This window comes from Brucella sp. NBRC 14130 (assembly GCF_040371715.1).
Classification (GTDB): domain Bacteria; phylum Pseudomonadota; class Alphaproteobacteria; order Rhizobiales; family Rhizobiaceae; genus Brucella; species Brucella intermedia.
Map to the genome: position 1 here is coordinate 41,418 of NZ_BAABTE010000021.1, position 14,601 is coordinate 56,018.

Consider the following 14,601-nt stretch of genomic DNA (forward strand, 5'->3'; position numbering starts at 1 on the left):
GTTTGACAAGAGTTATGTACATATATGATTATTAAATTGACACTTATGTACATTTATATTTAGCTCAGGACAAACAATCAACGGGAACTCTCGCCATGTCGGTCGATCCGCTGCTGCAGCCGCTTCAGATCAAGCATCTGATGCTTCGCAACCGCATCATGCTTACCTCCCACGAACCTGCTTATGCCGAAGAGGGCATGCCGAAGGAACGCTATCGCGCCTACCATGTCGAGCGTGCAAAAGCCGGTATTGCCTTGACGATGACAGCGGGTTCGGCATCGGTTTCCAGAGACAGTCCGCCGGCTTTCAACAATGTGCTCGCCTACAAGGACGAGGTCGTGCCGTGGCTTCGGGATCTCGCCGACGAGTGTCATGAACATGGCGCGGCGGTGATGATCCAGCTTACTCATCTCGGTCGTCGAACACGTTGGGATAAGGGAGACTGGTTGCCTTCGCTATCCTCAACGGGCAAGCACGAGCCTGCTCATCGCGCCTATCCCAAAAAAGCGGAGGATTGGGACATTGAGCGCATTATTGCGGATTATGCAGATGCCGCAGAACGCATGCAGGCAGCCGGTCTCGACGGGCTGGAGCTTGAAGCCTACGGTCATCTGCTAGATCAGTTCTGGTCGCCGCTTACCAATGAACTCGACGGCGCTTTCGGCGGCGATCTCGATAATCGTATGCGTTTTTCGTTGCAGGTTCTGACTGCCATTCGGGAGCGCGTGGGGCCTGATTTTCTGATCGGGATACGTTATGTCGCCGATGAAGTTCTTGAGGGCGGGTTGACGAAAAGCGATGGACTTGAGATTTCGCGCAAGCTCAAGGAAAGCGGACTGGTCGATTTTCTCAACGTCATTCGCGGTCATATCGAGACCGATGCGGGGCTAGTCGATGTCATCCCCATACAGGGAATGCCGAGCGCACCGCATCTGGATTTTGCTGGCGAAATCCGTTCCAGCACGGGGATGGCCACATTTCATGCGTCGAAAATTCAGGATGTAGCGACGGCACGCCATGCGATTGCATCGGGTAAGCTCGATATGGTTGGCATGACGCGTGCACACATGACTGATCCGCATATCGTTCGCAAGATTCTTGAAAAGCGGGAGGAAGAAATACGGCCTTGCGTGGGCGCTAATTATTGTCTTGATCGCATCTATCAGGGTGGGGCTGCCTATTGCATCCATAATCCTTCGACCGGGCGAGAGTTGACCATGCCGCATACTCTGCGTCGGGCAGAGAAACGTCGCCGCATCATCGTGGTGGGGACAGGGCCTGCCGGTCTGGAAGCTGCGCGGGTGAGCGCTGAACGGGGGCATAAGGTCATGGTCTTTGAAGCTGCGAACCAGCCCGGAGGACAGGTTCGCTTGACGGCCCAAAGCCCGCGCCGCCGGGAAATGATGGGGATCATCGACTGGCGGATGGCGCAGTGTGAAAAGCTTGGCGTCGATTTTCGTTTCAATACATGGGCCGAGGCAGGTACCGTGCTTGCGGAAACGCCCGATGTGGCGATTATCGCTACCGGCGGCATTCCCGACATGCAAATCCTGCGCGAAGGCAATGACCTCGCAGTTTCCCCCTGGGACATAATCTCAGGCGATGTGCAGCCGGGTGCAAATGTGCTTGTTTTCGACGAAGCGGGCGACCATGCCGGGCTTCAGGCTGCGGAATTCATCGCGAATACTGGAGGAAAAGTCGAAATCATGACGGCAGATCGCACCTTTGCGCCCGAAGTGATGGGAATGAATCTGGTGCCTTATATGCGCAGCCTGCAAAGGAAGGATGTGGCCTTCAGCGTATCTTATCGACTGATAGCGATCCGGCGCGATAATAATCGTCTGATAGCGCAGATTGGCAGTGATTACGTGGGAATCAGTTTCGAGCGCGAATTTGACCAGATCGTCGTCAATGACGGGACGCGACCGATGGACGATCTCTACTTTGAGCTGAAGCCACTGTCACGAAATCTGGGTGTCGTGGACTACGATGCTCTCATGGACGGGCGTCCCCAGAATCTGGTCAGGAATGCGGAAAGTTCGTTCGAGCTTTACCGCATTGGCGATGCGGTTTCGGCGCGCAACACACACGCAGCAATCTATGATGGTTTGCGCCTGGGGCGGCTGCTGTAATCGCGTTGTTCCCTCCATTACTTCAGGTTATGAGGTCCCGGATATTTTTTGCGTTTGTAATCTGTTGGCCGGGAACTATCGTGATTAACCAAGGGAACATTGGCGGCATAAAATATCAACCAGCCGCCGAACACAGCGATCCAGCGTCTGTTGCAGAAAATCGAAATCTGCGAGCCGTGGGGATGATGGGATAATCGTGATGAACGAGGAAAATGGGGAGTTTGCCCGTTGAACGCAACGCGACCGACACTGGTGACCGACACGGCCCATACTCCCGCTTCCACGCCAAAGATCATTCGGCTTGAAGGACTCAGCAAGCATTTTGGTGCGCATCGCGTTCTTGAGAATATCGATCTTGACGTGGCGCAGGGCGAGGTTCTGGCGATCATTGGCCCCAGCGGCTCCGGTAAGAGCACACTGTTGCGTTGCATCAATTATCTCGAAAAACCCGATGGTGGGATGATTACGGTCGGCAAGCTCAGGCTTGATGCTACCCAGGAGCCGCGTAAGGCGCAGTTGAAGGAGCTGCGCAATACGGTTGGCATGGTGTTCCAGTCATTCAACCTGTTTCCGCATATGAGTGTTCTGCGCAATGTCAGTCTGCCGCAAGAGCGCGTTCTTGGCCGCAGCCGCGCTGAGGCGGAGGAACGGGCGCTTCAACTGCTGGAGCGTGTCGGACTTGCAGATAAAGCCACCCAATATCCGGGCAGGTGCTCCGGCGGTCAGCAACAGCGCATCGCCATTGCGCGCTCGCTGGCGCTCGACCCGCAGGTCATGCTTTTTGATGAACCGACCTCGGCGCTCGATCCGGAACTCGGTCTCGAAGTTCTGGCCGTTATGCGGGAACTGGCGGAAAGCGGCATGACGATGCTGGTTGTCACACACGAAATGGGATTTGCGGAGAATGTTTCCGACACCGTGATGATCATGGCCGATGGCAAGATCATTGAAAAAGGTGCATCGAAAGAGGTTATGCGCAATCCTCAAGAGGAGCGTACGAAGCGGTTTCTTCGTGCGGTGCACGACCGATGACGGCCGACAATGTTCTTCTCATTTTGAGCGGGCTGCCGTGGACCATCGCTCTTACTCTGGGGTCATTCGGTATCGGTTGCATTCTCGGCGTGCCCTTACTGGCAGCACGAAGCGCTCGCTTCGCCCTCATACGCTGGCTTGCGGCGCTGTTGATCCAGATCGTGCGCGCACTCCCTCCCATCCTTTGGCTGTTCATCATTTTCTTCGGCATCGGCATGGGCATAATGCCTATCAATCCATTTGTCGCGGCACTGATCGGTCTCGGTTTGATAGCCTCTGCCAATATGGCCGAAATCTATCGCGGGGCATTAGCGTCGCTGCATCATGGCCAATGGGAAGCGGCGACCGCCCTGAATTTTGGCACCAGATATACGTTGATCGATGTGGTTGCCCCGCAGGCTTTTCGCGTCGCTCTGCCATCGGCGGCGAGCTATCTGATCGGGCTCATGAAGGAAACCGCCGTGGCATCAACCATCGGGGTTGCCGATCTGGCCTTTCGCGGCAACCAAGTATCGCAACTCACCTTCAAGGGCATTGAGGTCTTCGCCCTGGTCGGCTTGTTCTACATTTTCCTGAGCTTGCCGGTCGCATGGCTGTCGCGTTCCGCGGACAGCTATCTGAGAGCAAAGGTGGCGCGCTGATGTTTCCGACCGCGGATGAATTTCTTGAATGGATGCCGGCGTTGCTCGGTGGGCTAAAAATCAGTTTGCAGGTAGCTGCTTTGAGCCTTGCCATCGGTATTCCGCTTGGGCTTCTTTTGGCGCTTGGCGTCGGTGCCAAGACGCGCATGGCGCGGATCGTGAGCCTGTTCCTTGTTGAAATAGGGCGGGGCGCCCCAGCGCTGGTTCTGTTGCAGTTCATGTATTTCGGCTTACCTGCGACAGGCCTGACCCTGACTTCGTTCGCAGCAGCGGTCATAGCGCTGGCTTGGAATACCGGTGCCTATACGAGTGAAATCATTCGGGCCAGCCTCCAGTCGATCCATCATGGTCAGCGCGAAGCGGCAGAAGCCCTGGGCTTCAGTGTTCTGGACGAGTTGCGTTTTGTGTTGCTGCCTCAGGCTTTGAGAGTTGCGCTGCCAGCCCTGCTGGGCTTCGCGATCCTTATCTTTCAAGGCACTTCGCTCTGCTTCACCATCGCGCTGCCGGAACTGGTCAGCAATGCCTATGAAATTGGGTCCAATACCTTTCGCTACATGCCTGCGCTGCTGCTGGCCGGTCTGCTCTATGCAACCATCTGCATCCCGGCGGCATGGATCATTTCTTACGTGGAGAAGCGGTCGTCCGCTTACGCCACCCGATAACGCACAATAACAAGGGGAGTCGCACATGAATAACGGGATCATTCACAAGGGCCTGATCGGCTTTGCCATTTTCGTCGGGCTGTCGGCGACAGCATTGGCGCAGGATTGCAAACCCAAGCACGAATTCAAAACCATTACGCCCGGTACGCTGATGGTTGCCGTCACTACTTATGCGCCGCATTCCTTCATGGATGAAAGCGGCAAGATGAGCGGCCTCGATGGTGACATTGCGGCCGAATTCGCGAAACGCGAATGCCTTACTGTGAAGCCAGTGGCGGTCGATCCCGCGGCTGCTATCCAATATGTCCTGTCGGGTCAGGCTGATATCACGACCGGTGACTGGTATCGCACGGCAGAGCGCGCCAAGGTGATGAATCTTTCCTATCCGCTTTATAAAGACCAGATGGGCCTTTATTCAAAGGATGGCATCAAGACGGTCGAGGAACTCGTCGGCAAGAATGTCGGAACGGTGCAGGGTTATCTCTGGGTGACCGATGCCAAGAAGCTTCTGGGTGCCAATCTTCGCCTTTATCCGAACTCGGTGAACATGCATCAGGATCTTGCATCAGGGCGTATCGATGTCGGCATCGACGGCTACTCGACAGGCGCTTATGCGGCCAAGAATGGCACATTGAAGGACATCAAGGTCGAGATCGCGCAGCCTGATGAGCGCATCCGCGCAACCCGCGAAGCAGCACAGGCCAGTCTGCCTTATGCCAAGAGCGCGACGGATTTTGGTGCTGCTCTCGACGCGAATATCGAGGAAATGCACAAGGACGGCACCATTGCCAAGATCCTGAAATCCTATGGCCTCGACGAGAGCGCCGGAAATACTGGCGCGCCAAAACTCATCGAGTGATCCGGAACGGCACCACTTGATGCAGCGGCTTGCTGCTGCATCCACTTCAACCACATTTCATATCGGAGACTGCAACGATGACTGTTTACGCGGTCAGCCGGAACAGCCAGTCATGGTATGGGGAACAGATCGGCATCCTCATTCTGGATGCCGCCTATCCCTGCGTGCCCGGCAATGTCGGTAATGCGACTACCTATACATATCCGGTTCGCTATCAGGAGGTGCGCGGCGCTTCCATTGACCGTCTTCTGAATCAGCGTGATCCGGCATTGAAAGAAGCTTTTGTGGAAGCGGCTCTGGAACTTCAGGGGCGGGGTGTGAAAGCCATTACTGGCGCCTGCGGGTTCATGGCATATTTCCAGGAAGAGGTTGCTGAGGCCGTCGATATACCAGTCTTCCTGTCGAGCCTGATGCAGATACCCTTCATGCACGCTGTGGCGCGCGGCACTGTAGGCGTAATTACTGCCAATGCAGAGCGCCTCAGTCCACGGCATTTCGCCGCCAGCGGCATTCCAGACACGATCCCGATCGTGCTTGCCGGAATGGAAGATCAGGCCGAGTTCCGTGAGGCGATTCTGGAAGAGAAAGGGACACTCGATTCCGCCGCCATCGAGCGCGAAGTTTGCGAAGTGGCGATGAAGCTCGTGCGGGACAATCCAGAGGTTCGCTCCATCCTGCTCGAATGCAGCGATCTTCCCCCTTATGCTCATGCCGTGCAGAAGGTGACCGGGCGTCCCGTGTTCGATTTCATTTCAATGATCAACTACGTCCAACAGACCGTCGCCTGTCGCGCTTATCACGGCTTTATGTGACCTGACAGTCAGGAGGTTTCCTATGTCGCTCGATCATTATTTCCTCCTTGGCCGCTCCGGTCTGCGTGTCAGCCGTCTGGCGCTCGGGACGATGACATTCGGAAATGCGGGGATCAGAGGGATTGGGGGGGCTTGGGGTACGGATGAAGAGAATGCGCGGGCCATCTTTGATCGCTATCTCGACGCGGGCGGCAATTTCATCGACACGGCGGATTCCTACGGTGCGGGCTTGAGCGAGACGCTGGTCGGCAGGTTTGTCGAGGAAGCCGGCGCCCGTGATCGGGTGGTGATCGCGACCAAATATTCCAACAATCTGCAGCCTGGCAATCCCAATGCCGGCGGCAATGGCCGCAAGAATATGTTCCGTGCGGTTGATCAGTCGCTGAAACGGCTGAAGACTGACTATATCGATCTTTATATGGTGCATACCTGGGATGGCATGACGCCTGTGGAAGAGGTGATTCGCGGCTTCGACGATCTGATCCGCGCGGGAAAAATCCGCTACTGCGGCCTCTCGGATGTACCATCCTGGTATGCTGCCCGTGCGCAGACCTGGGCAGAAGCCCACGCGCTTTCGCAGCCGATCAGTTTGCAACTGCCCTATTCGCTGGTCGAGCGCAGCATAGAGCAGGAATTTGTCCCGCTGGGACAGAACCTGGGACTGGGTATTACCGCTTGGAGCCCGCTCGCCATGGGGCTTCTGACAGGCAAATACCGGGCCGGTGGTGAAGGGCGTCTTAGTCGCGACGATGCGGGCGGGCTGGGGCTGTTCACCGAACGCAATATGAGGATTGTCGCCATACTTGCGGAAGTTTCTGGCGTGCTTGGCAAATCCATGGCGCAGGTGGCGTTGAATTGGGCGGTGTCGCAACCGGGTATCGGGGCAGCGATCATAGGCGCGAGCAAGCTGTCACAACTCGGAGACAATCTCGGCGCGCTGGCTTTCTCGATCCCTGACGAACTGCGTGCCAAGCTGGATGCAGCGAGTGTCATCCCTCCGACATATCCCTACTCATTATTCGCGGCGGATTATCAGGCTGGCATTCTCAATACCGGCGTGTCGGTGGGTGAAAAGCCCGCCGGATATGCACACCCCCGTTTTGTGCCGAAAGTGGAAGATTACGCTTTCGGTAAGCCCCTAAAACGTTGAAACTTCCCGAGAAAAGATCATGAATGACATGCCTTCTAGGATGCGGCCTGCGGCCAGCATCCACCCTACGCTTTTTGTCTTGACGCTCGATTGTGATGATAAGCCCGGTATTGTTGCAGCGATTACCACAGAACTCGCTGCAATTGGCGGCAATATCGTTGAGAGCAATCAGTTTCGTGACAGGGTGACCAATCGCTTTTTCATGCGCATTGCTTTCAGCGCGCCGCTCGGCATGCCGCGTGAGGCGGTCGAGCACTCACTGAAACCGGCAGGCGAGCGGTTCGGCATGAAATTCGCGGTGGCCGATGCCAGCCGCAAGCCCAAGATCGTGCTTATGGTGTCCAAATTCGATCACGCCATGCTGCATCTTCTCTATCAGATCCGCGTTGGCTGGCTGAATGCCGAGGTCGTTGCCATCGTCTCTAATCATGAAGATAGCCGCGAGACGGCGGAAAGTGCGGGCATTCCCTATCATTGCTGGGGCGTGAACAAGGATAACAAGGCCGAGCAGGAAGCTCGCCTGATCGATCTGGTGCGTGAGACGCAGGCCGATCTGGTGGTCCTCGCACGCTATATGCAGGTGCTATCGGATAATCTATCCAATCGCCTGTTCGGCAAGATCATCAACATTCACCATTCGTTCCTGCCATCCTTCAAGGGTGCAAAGCCCTATCATCAGGCGTTCGAGCGGGGCGTGAAGCTGATTGGCGCAACGGCGCATTATGTGACGCCGGACCTGGACGAGGGCCCAATCATCGAACAGGAAACCGAGCGGGTCACTCATTCCATGAGTGCGTAAGATTTCGTCGCCACGGGGCGAGATATCGAAAGCCGGGTTCTTGCGCGAGCGGTGAAGATGCATCTCGAGCACCGCGTCATGCTCAACGGTCACAAGACCGTGGTGTTCGCGTAATAAGCAAATGGGCCTACAGCTTCAGTTCCGCGTCGGCGCCCTGTTCGAGAAGCCACTCGCGGAACAGTTCCGCACCTCGCTTCGGCGGACGCTGTGCAGGCATCACCAGATGGATCGTGTCGCCGGAACGATGGCACATATGCGTGGCCGGAACCAGCCGACCCGCCACGACATGATCATGAACGAGGTGTTTCCAGCCAAGCGCCACGCCTTGCCCCTGCACAGCCGCCTCGATGGAACTGAGTGCGTCGGTGAAGACGAAATCCTGTTCGATACGCGGGTTCGGCACACCGGAACGCTCAAGCCATTCGCGCCAGCCAAGCCGCGAGCGATGGCGCTCCTCGAAATGTAGCAGAGTGTGGTTCAGAAGGTCGCTTGCTTCCCTGATCGCTCCGCGCTCTTTGAGATAGGCAGGACTGCATAGAGGCCAGACTTCTTCCGTCACGAACGGCCAGGCGAGGATACCCGGCCATTTGCCTCTTCCCAGACGCGCTGAAACGTCGATATCCTCTTCCAGCAGGTCCTGATCGTCACGGCTGCTTTCTTCGATGCGCAACGCTACGTCCGGATGTTTCTCCTTGAACCCTTTGAGACGCGGCAGAAGCCATAGCTGCACGAAAGATGCCGAGAACGACACGCGGATGATATCGCGCGAGTGCTTCTTGCGCATTGACGAGATGACCATGTGCAGATGGTCGAATGCTTCCTGCGTTTCGCGATAAAGCCTCTGTCCTTCAGCCGTCAGTTCAAGGCGGCTCCTTTCACGGCGGAAAAGCTTCAGTCCGGTAGCTTCCTCGAGAAGCTTGATCGTCTTGCTCACCGCTGGCTGGCTGACATTCAGCTCTTCCGCAGCCGCCGTAAAGCTCAGCCGTCGAGCTGCAGCCTCAAACACGAAGAGGTAATTGGCCGAGGGGATGAGCGAGCGGAGCCTGTGCATAATCTGAAGTTATATCTTCGCAGATTTTTTATCAAGCTCACATGGCGCAGAACCCTCTGTAATGTAACGCACAAAGGAGTCCGTACCGTGGCCCGTAGCGGCGCTCCGGCAATCTCCAAAATATACTGGAAGGGAACGTGGAATGCAGACTCATGCGCGCGCGGTTGTCATCGGGGGAGGTTGTGTCGGCGCCTCCATTCTTTACGGGCTGGCCAAGAGAGGTTGGTCGGACGTCGTGCTTTTGGAGCGCACGCAGCTTACCGCAGGTTCCACGTGGCATGCGGCGGGGCTGATCCCTTCCTACGCGCGCAATATCAATATCGGCCGTATGATCAACAAGTCCATTGAGATTTACGAAGGGCTCGAAGCCGAAACTGGTCAGCATGTCGGCTGGCACAAATGCGGCCAGCTGCGTATTGCCAACACGCGCGACCGCCTTGACGAATACAAGAGCTATATGAGTGTCGCCGCAGTGCAGGGCGTGCGCGCCGAACTGGTTTCCCCGGCACGCGCCCGTGAACTGTGGCCGCTGCTTGAAAACAACCATGATATGTTGGGCGCGCTCTATCACCCCGATGATGGCCATATTGCGCCTGCCGATGTCACCATGGCGCTCGCCAAAGGTGCGCGCGACAATGGCGCCAAGATCTATCTCAACACCGAGGTCAAAGGTTTCGAGCGCCTGCCAAGCGGTGAGTGGAAGGTGAAGACCAATCAGGGCGATATCATCTGCGAGCATATCATCTCGGCGACAGGAAATTATGCCCGCCAGACCGGAGCCATGCTGGGGCTCGACATTCCGGCAATTCCTATCATTCATCAATACTGGATCACTGATGCCGTGCCGGAAGTGATCGAGCGCAAGCGTCAGGGCCTGCCGGAAATGCCGATCCTGCGCGATGAGGGCTTTGAAGGCTATCTGCGTGAGGAGGGCGACGGCCTGATGTTCGGCCCCTACGAGAGGACCGAACATTTGAAGCTCTTTGCCGAAAACGGCGTCCCCGAATGGTTTGGAGCGGATCTTCTGGAAGAGGATTTCGATTCGGTTTCATGGAACTGGGAGCAGGCCATCGAGCTGGCTCCCGCTCTCGGCCGCGTTGGCATCAAGGCCAATGTGCGCGGACCGTTCCAGATGACGGCTGATGAACTGCCGCTGGTCGGCCCGGCCTGGGGGCTGGACAATGTCTGGATTGCAGAAGGGGTGCCCGGCGGCATCCTGTGGGGCGGCGCGATCGGCTATTATCTTTCCGAGCGTATCGTTGAAGGCGGCAACAGCATCGACACATCTGATCTCGATCCGCGTCGTTTTGGCGACTACGCCAACAAGAACTGGACCCGCGAAAAAGTGCGCGAAGCATGGGGCACCCATGCCGAGCAGCATTATCCGGGGCAGGATATGCCTGCCGCTCGCCCGCAGAAAACCGCGCCGTCATACGATCGCCTGACGGAACTGGGTGCTGTCTGGGGCTGCCTCAACGGTTGGGAAATGCCGAACTGGTTCGCGCCTGAGGGTGTAGAAGCCAGGGATCAGTATAGCTGGCGCTGGACCGAAAAGGGCAAATATGTAAGCGAGGAAGTCGAAGCCGTGCGCAACGCGGTAGGTCTCGTCGAAATGACGCCGATGACCAAATTCGAGGTTAGCGGTCCCGGTGCCGAAGCATGGCTTGATGGCATTCTCGCCAATCGCTTGCCGAAGGCGGGACGCGTCAACCTTTCTCATCATTTGACCCCGAAGGGCGGTGTGCAGGCGGAATATGTGGTGGCGCGTCTCGATGACGGCTCTTTCTACATGATTTCAACTCCGCGAGCCGAACGTTGGAACTTTGACGAAATGTCGAAACTCCTGCCGAAGGATGGAAGCGTTACTCTGCGTAACGTGACGAATGACAGGGGCTGCTTCACGATCGTGGGGCCGAAGGCGCGCGAGGTATTGCAGCCGCTTACCGAAATCGATCTCTCAAACGAGGCATTCCCGTGGTTCGGCATCAAGTCGGGAACGGTCGGCCTCGCCAGTGATGTGCGTCTGCTGCGCGTCAATTATGAAGGCGAATTGGGCTGGGAGCTTTATCATCCGCTTAGCTATCAGCGGCATCTGCTGGAAGCCTTGCTCGCATCCGGCAAGGAGCACGGCCTGCGCCTTATCGGCCTGCATGCGCTGGAATCGCTGCGTCTCGACAAATCCTATCGTGCCATGTACCGCGATATGAACAGCGAGCTAAGTGCCTGGGAAAGCGGCCTTGAACGCTTTATCCGCCTGGACAAGGGCGATTTCATCGGCAGGCAGGCGCTGGTCGAGGAAAAGGAACGAGGCATCAAGCGCCGCTCCGTCACGCTGGCGGTTGAAACCGATGGCGCCAGCACGCTGACCTGCGAGGGTGTATACCATCATGGCAAGCTGGTGGGTCGCGTCACCTCGGGCGGCTACTCCTATACGTTCGGGCACGATATCGCGCTGGCGCTGCTGCCGGTCGAGCTTGGCGTGCCGGGCACGGAGCTGGAAATCCCGGTTCTGGGTGAGATGCGCAAGGCCCGCGTGATTGAGGAATCGCCCTACGATCCGGAAGCCAAGCGCGCGCGCCTCTGATCGTCCGTCCATTAGTCTGTGCGAACTGGCCCCGATATATCGTTACGACGATCCGGTTCGCTGCAAGGAAAGGTTAGCCCCATGAAGGCAGTTGTCGCAGTGAAACGGGTTGTCGATTACAACGTGAAGATCCGTGTAAAGGGAGACGGTTCGGGGGTTGAGCTTTCGAACGTGAAGATGTCGATGAACCCTTTTGACGAGATCGCGGTTGAAGAGGCGATCCGTCTGAAGGAAGCGGGCAAGGTGACGGAGATCGTCGCGGTTTCGGTTGGCCCGGCACAGGCGCAGGAAACGCTGCGCACGGCACTTGCCATGGGTGCGGATCGCGCGATCCTGGTCAAGACCGACGAGACGGTCGAGCCGCTTGGCGTTGCCAAGGTTTTGAAGGGCGTGGTCGAAGCGGAAAAGCCGGACTTGGTCTTCCTCGGCAAACAGGCAATCGACGATGATTCCAACCAGACTGGCCAGATGCTCTCGGCGCTCTTGAGCTGGAGCCAGGCAACCTTTGCCTCGAAGGTGGAACTGGGCGATGGTTCGGCCAAGGTAACGCGTGAAGTGGACGGCGGTCTCCAGACCATCGATGTGAAGCTTCCGGCGATCGTCACGGTCGATCTTCGCTTGAACCAGCCGCGCTATGCATCGCTGCCCAACATCATGAAGGCCAAGAAGAAGCCGCTCGACGAAAAGTCGCCTGCCGATTTCGGCGCCGATATTGCGCCGCGTCTGAAGGTTCTGAAGACGGAAGAGCCGGGCGGCCGCAAGGCTGGCGTCAAGGTCGGCTCTGTCGCAGAGCTGGTTGAGAAGCTGAAAGCCGACGGCATCATCTAAGAAATCGGAAGGGACGAGACAAATGGCTATTCTTCTTATTGCCGAACACGACAATGCAACCCTTTCCGACCAGACGGCCAAGGCGCTGACGGCTGCCGCCCAGATTGGCGGCGACGTGGATGTGCTGGTTGCTGGCAAAGGTGCAAAACCTGCAGCTGATGCGGCAGCCAAGCTCAATGGCGTGCGCAAGGTTCTGCTTGCTGAAAGCGATGCGCTGGAAAACCGTCTGGCCGAGCCGACGGCAGCGCTCATCGTGGAACTAGCTGCCAATTACGACACGATCATTGCACCTGCGACGACTTCGGCCAAGAACATCCTGCCGCGCGTGGCAGCCCTTCTCGATGTGATGCAGCTTTCCGAAATCATGGAAGTCGTGTCGGCTGATACGTTCAAGCGTCCGATCTATGCAGGTAATGCGATCCAGACGGTGCAGTCGACCGACGCGAAGAAGGTCATCACGGTGCGCACGGCTTCCTTCTCGGCAACGGGCGAAGGCGGTTCGGCTGGGGTTGAAAGCGTCAATGCGGCTGCCGATCCGGCGCTGTCGAGCTTCGTCGGCAATGCACTTTCGGAATCGGATCGTCCGGAACTGACCTCGGCGAAGATCATCATCTCGGGCGGTCGTGCGCTTGGTTCTGCCGAAAAGTTCCAGGAAGTGATCCTGCCGGTTGCCGACAAGCTTGGCGCCGCAGTCGGCGCCAGCCGCGCAGCCGTTGATGCCGGCTATGCGCCGAACGACTGGCAGGTTGGCCAGACGGGCAAGGTGGTTGCACCGGACCTTTACATCGCTGTCGGTATCTCCGGCGCGATCCAGCATCTGGCGGGCATGAAGGACTCACGCGTCATCGTCGCCATCAACAAGGATGAGGAAGCGCCGATCTTCCAGGTCGCCGATTATGGCCTCGTCGGTGATCTCTTTACCGTCCTGCCAGAGCTGCAGAAGACCTTCTGATTACTTTAGAAACCAATTGCGGCGGGGCTGCACCAGCATGTGGAGGAAAGCCCGCCCTGCAACTTTCCAACGGGTATCTGTTAGCGCTTCCAGGCAATGTGGAGTGAACTGCAACTGAACACCGTTACGCCCATGAATGTCACATTGCGAGGAATTTGCGTAAAGAACAACCAGCTGAAAAACCTCGAAGTGGTAATTTCCATATAAGCAAATGGCGCATGAGCGACGCTTCGGTCATCCCATGTCGGCACTGACAGCAGATTCGATTTTGGAAATTAAAGCGCCTGCGCCTTAGCGTCCTCGCCAAACAACGCGCCTTGCCGAGCCCACGCTATTTTTTACTTCAGCGCCCTTCAGTTCTTGGTCACGACCGGCGCAATGTTCGCCAGAAAACATGATGTCATTTAAATGGAGGGGACCCGAAATATGGGGGTAACCCCATTCAATCAATGCTTATCGCATGACATGTCTTTTCCATGCTTGGTTCGTATTGTAGACTTCCATTTTTTAGGGAGATGTTCTGGCCTTCAGGTTACTGCGCTCTATTTCGAGAGGGAGAGGTTTTGCTGTCATAGTAAACAATACAAAATAACATCATTTCAGATGACATTCAGTCTAACTTACGTTTTCTCGAGGCTGGAGGGGAAATGAGTAGCTTAAATTTCAGTATGGTGGCTACACATAAGGTGGAGGATCTAGATGGAATTGAGGTGATTAAAACCAGCGCGGCGTTAGCCTCGCCTAACGCATATGTTTATACATCCAGAATTTGGCCCTTCAAGGCAAGATTTTCGGCAGTGCCATCTCTATTGGTGGGAATGGCTACGAGAGGATATGTGAGAGGTAGATTTTCGATTAGAAACACTCTTTCTCAACTTTCCTTGGCGCCGGGGTCAATTTTCGTAATACCGCCCAATACGACTTTTGACGCCGAGATTGAATCCAATGCCGAAATCATTCAAATATATGTTTCTGGTCTGCCCCCTGAAAAGTGATCCTTCATGAAGTATGGCTTATGAGCCGTAGAAGGACATTGAAATGGCAGCGAAAAGACATAAGGCAGAAGAGATTGTCACGAAGCTTCGTCAGGTTGACGTGC

General features: G+C 56.4%; 12 protein-coding genes and 1 pseudogene. 12 read left to right on the plus strand and 1 reads right to left on the minus strand.

Translation table 11 applies throughout. The features are described 5' to 3' along the window. Nucleotides 1-95: 95 nt before the first annotated feature. The 8 genes and pseudogenes from ABWW28_RS25080 (at nt 96) to purU (ending at nt 8,201) form a co-directional block, all read left to right on the plus strand. Complete coding sequence (locus ABWW28_RS25080) at nt 96-2,132, plus strand: NADH:flavin oxidoreductase (protein WP_006469714.1); 2,037 nt, start codon at nt 96-98, stop codon at nt 2,130-2,132. Nucleotides 2,133-2,360: 228 nt separating this feature from the next. After that, a complete protein-coding gene (locus tag ABWW28_RS25085) occupies nt 2,361-3,164 on the plus strand; it encodes an amino acid ABC transporter ATP-binding protein (RefSeq protein ID WP_006469715.1) in 804 nt (267 codons plus the stop codon). Next, nucleotides 3,161-3,805, plus strand: a complete 645-nt coding sequence (locus tag ABWW28_RS25090) for an amino acid ABC transporter permease (protein WP_006469716.1) — start codon at nt 3,161-3,163, stop codon at nt 3,803-3,805. The genes ABWW28_RS25085 and ABWW28_RS25090 overlap by 4 nt, the downstream gene beginning before the upstream one ends. Continuing rightward, a complete protein-coding gene (locus ABWW28_RS25095; protein ID WP_247886237.1) occupies nt 3,754-4,467 on the plus strand; it encodes an amino acid ABC transporter permease in 714 nt (237 codons plus the stop codon). The genes ABWW28_RS25090 and ABWW28_RS25095 overlap by 52 nt, the downstream gene beginning before the upstream one ends. A gap of 25 nt (nt 4,468-4,492) precedes the next feature. Then, on the plus strand, nt 4,493-5,326 hold the full coding sequence (locus ABWW28_RS25100; RefSeq protein WP_006469718.1) for an ABC transporter substrate-binding protein: 834 nt from the start codon (nt 4,493-4,495) through the stop codon (nt 5,324-5,326). A gap of 77 nt (nt 5,327-5,403) precedes the next feature. Continuing rightward, on the plus strand, nt 5,404-6,138 hold the full coding sequence (locus ABWW28_RS25105; protein WP_113342654.1) for an aspartate/glutamate racemase family protein: 735 nt from the start codon (nt 5,404-5,406) through the stop codon (nt 6,136-6,138). Nucleotides 6,139-6,160: 22 nt separating this feature from the next. Then, the gene (locus ABWW28_RS25110; protein ID WP_113342653.1) at nt 6,161-7,288 is read left to right on the plus strand and encodes an aldo/keto reductase; all 1,128 of its coding nucleotides are present in this window, start codon (nt 6,161-6,163) and stop codon (nt 7,286-7,288) included. A 40-nt stretch (nt 7,289-7,328) separates the two neighbouring features. Beyond that, nucleotides 7,329-8,201: pseudogene (gene purU, locus ABWW28_RS25115) on the plus strand (formyltetrahydrofolate deformylase). 13 nt (nt 8,202-8,214) lie between these two features. Here purU and ABWW28_RS25120 read toward each other — a convergent pair. Next, complete coding sequence (locus ABWW28_RS25120) at nt 8,215-9,138, minus strand: LysR substrate-binding domain-containing protein (protein WP_006469722.1); 924 nt, start codon at nt 9,136-9,138, stop codon at nt 8,215-8,217. Between the two features lie 142 nt (nt 9,139-9,280). Here ABWW28_RS25120 and ABWW28_RS25125 point away from each other — a divergent pair, with 142 nt between their 5' ends. The 4 genes from ABWW28_RS25125 (at nt 9,281) to ABWW28_RS25140 (ending at nt 14,497) form a co-directional block, all read left to right on the plus strand. Next, nucleotides 9,281-11,722 (plus strand): GcvT family protein, encoded by a 2,442-nt coding sequence (locus tag ABWW28_RS25125; RefSeq protein ID WP_006469723.1) that lies wholly within the window; start codon nt 9,281-9,283, stop codon nt 11,720-11,722. Nucleotides 11,723-11,803: 81 nt separating this feature from the next. Then, nucleotides 11,804-12,550 (plus strand): electron transfer flavoprotein subunit beta/FixA family protein, encoded by a 747-nt coding sequence (locus tag ABWW28_RS25130; protein ID WP_039853418.1) that lies wholly within the window; start codon nt 11,804-11,806, stop codon nt 12,548-12,550. 22 nt (nt 12,551-12,572) lie between these two features. Beyond that, on the plus strand, nt 12,573-13,502 hold the full coding sequence (locus ABWW28_RS25135; protein WP_006469725.1) for an electron transfer flavoprotein subunit alpha/FixB family protein: 930 nt from the start codon (nt 12,573-12,575) through the stop codon (nt 13,500-13,502). A 647-nt stretch (nt 13,503-14,149) separates the two neighbouring features. Next, a complete protein-coding gene (locus tag ABWW28_RS25140; RefSeq protein ID WP_247886236.1) occupies nt 14,150-14,497 on the plus strand; it encodes a hypothetical protein in 348 nt (115 codons plus the stop codon). Nucleotides 14,498-14,601 lie beyond the last annotated feature (104 nt).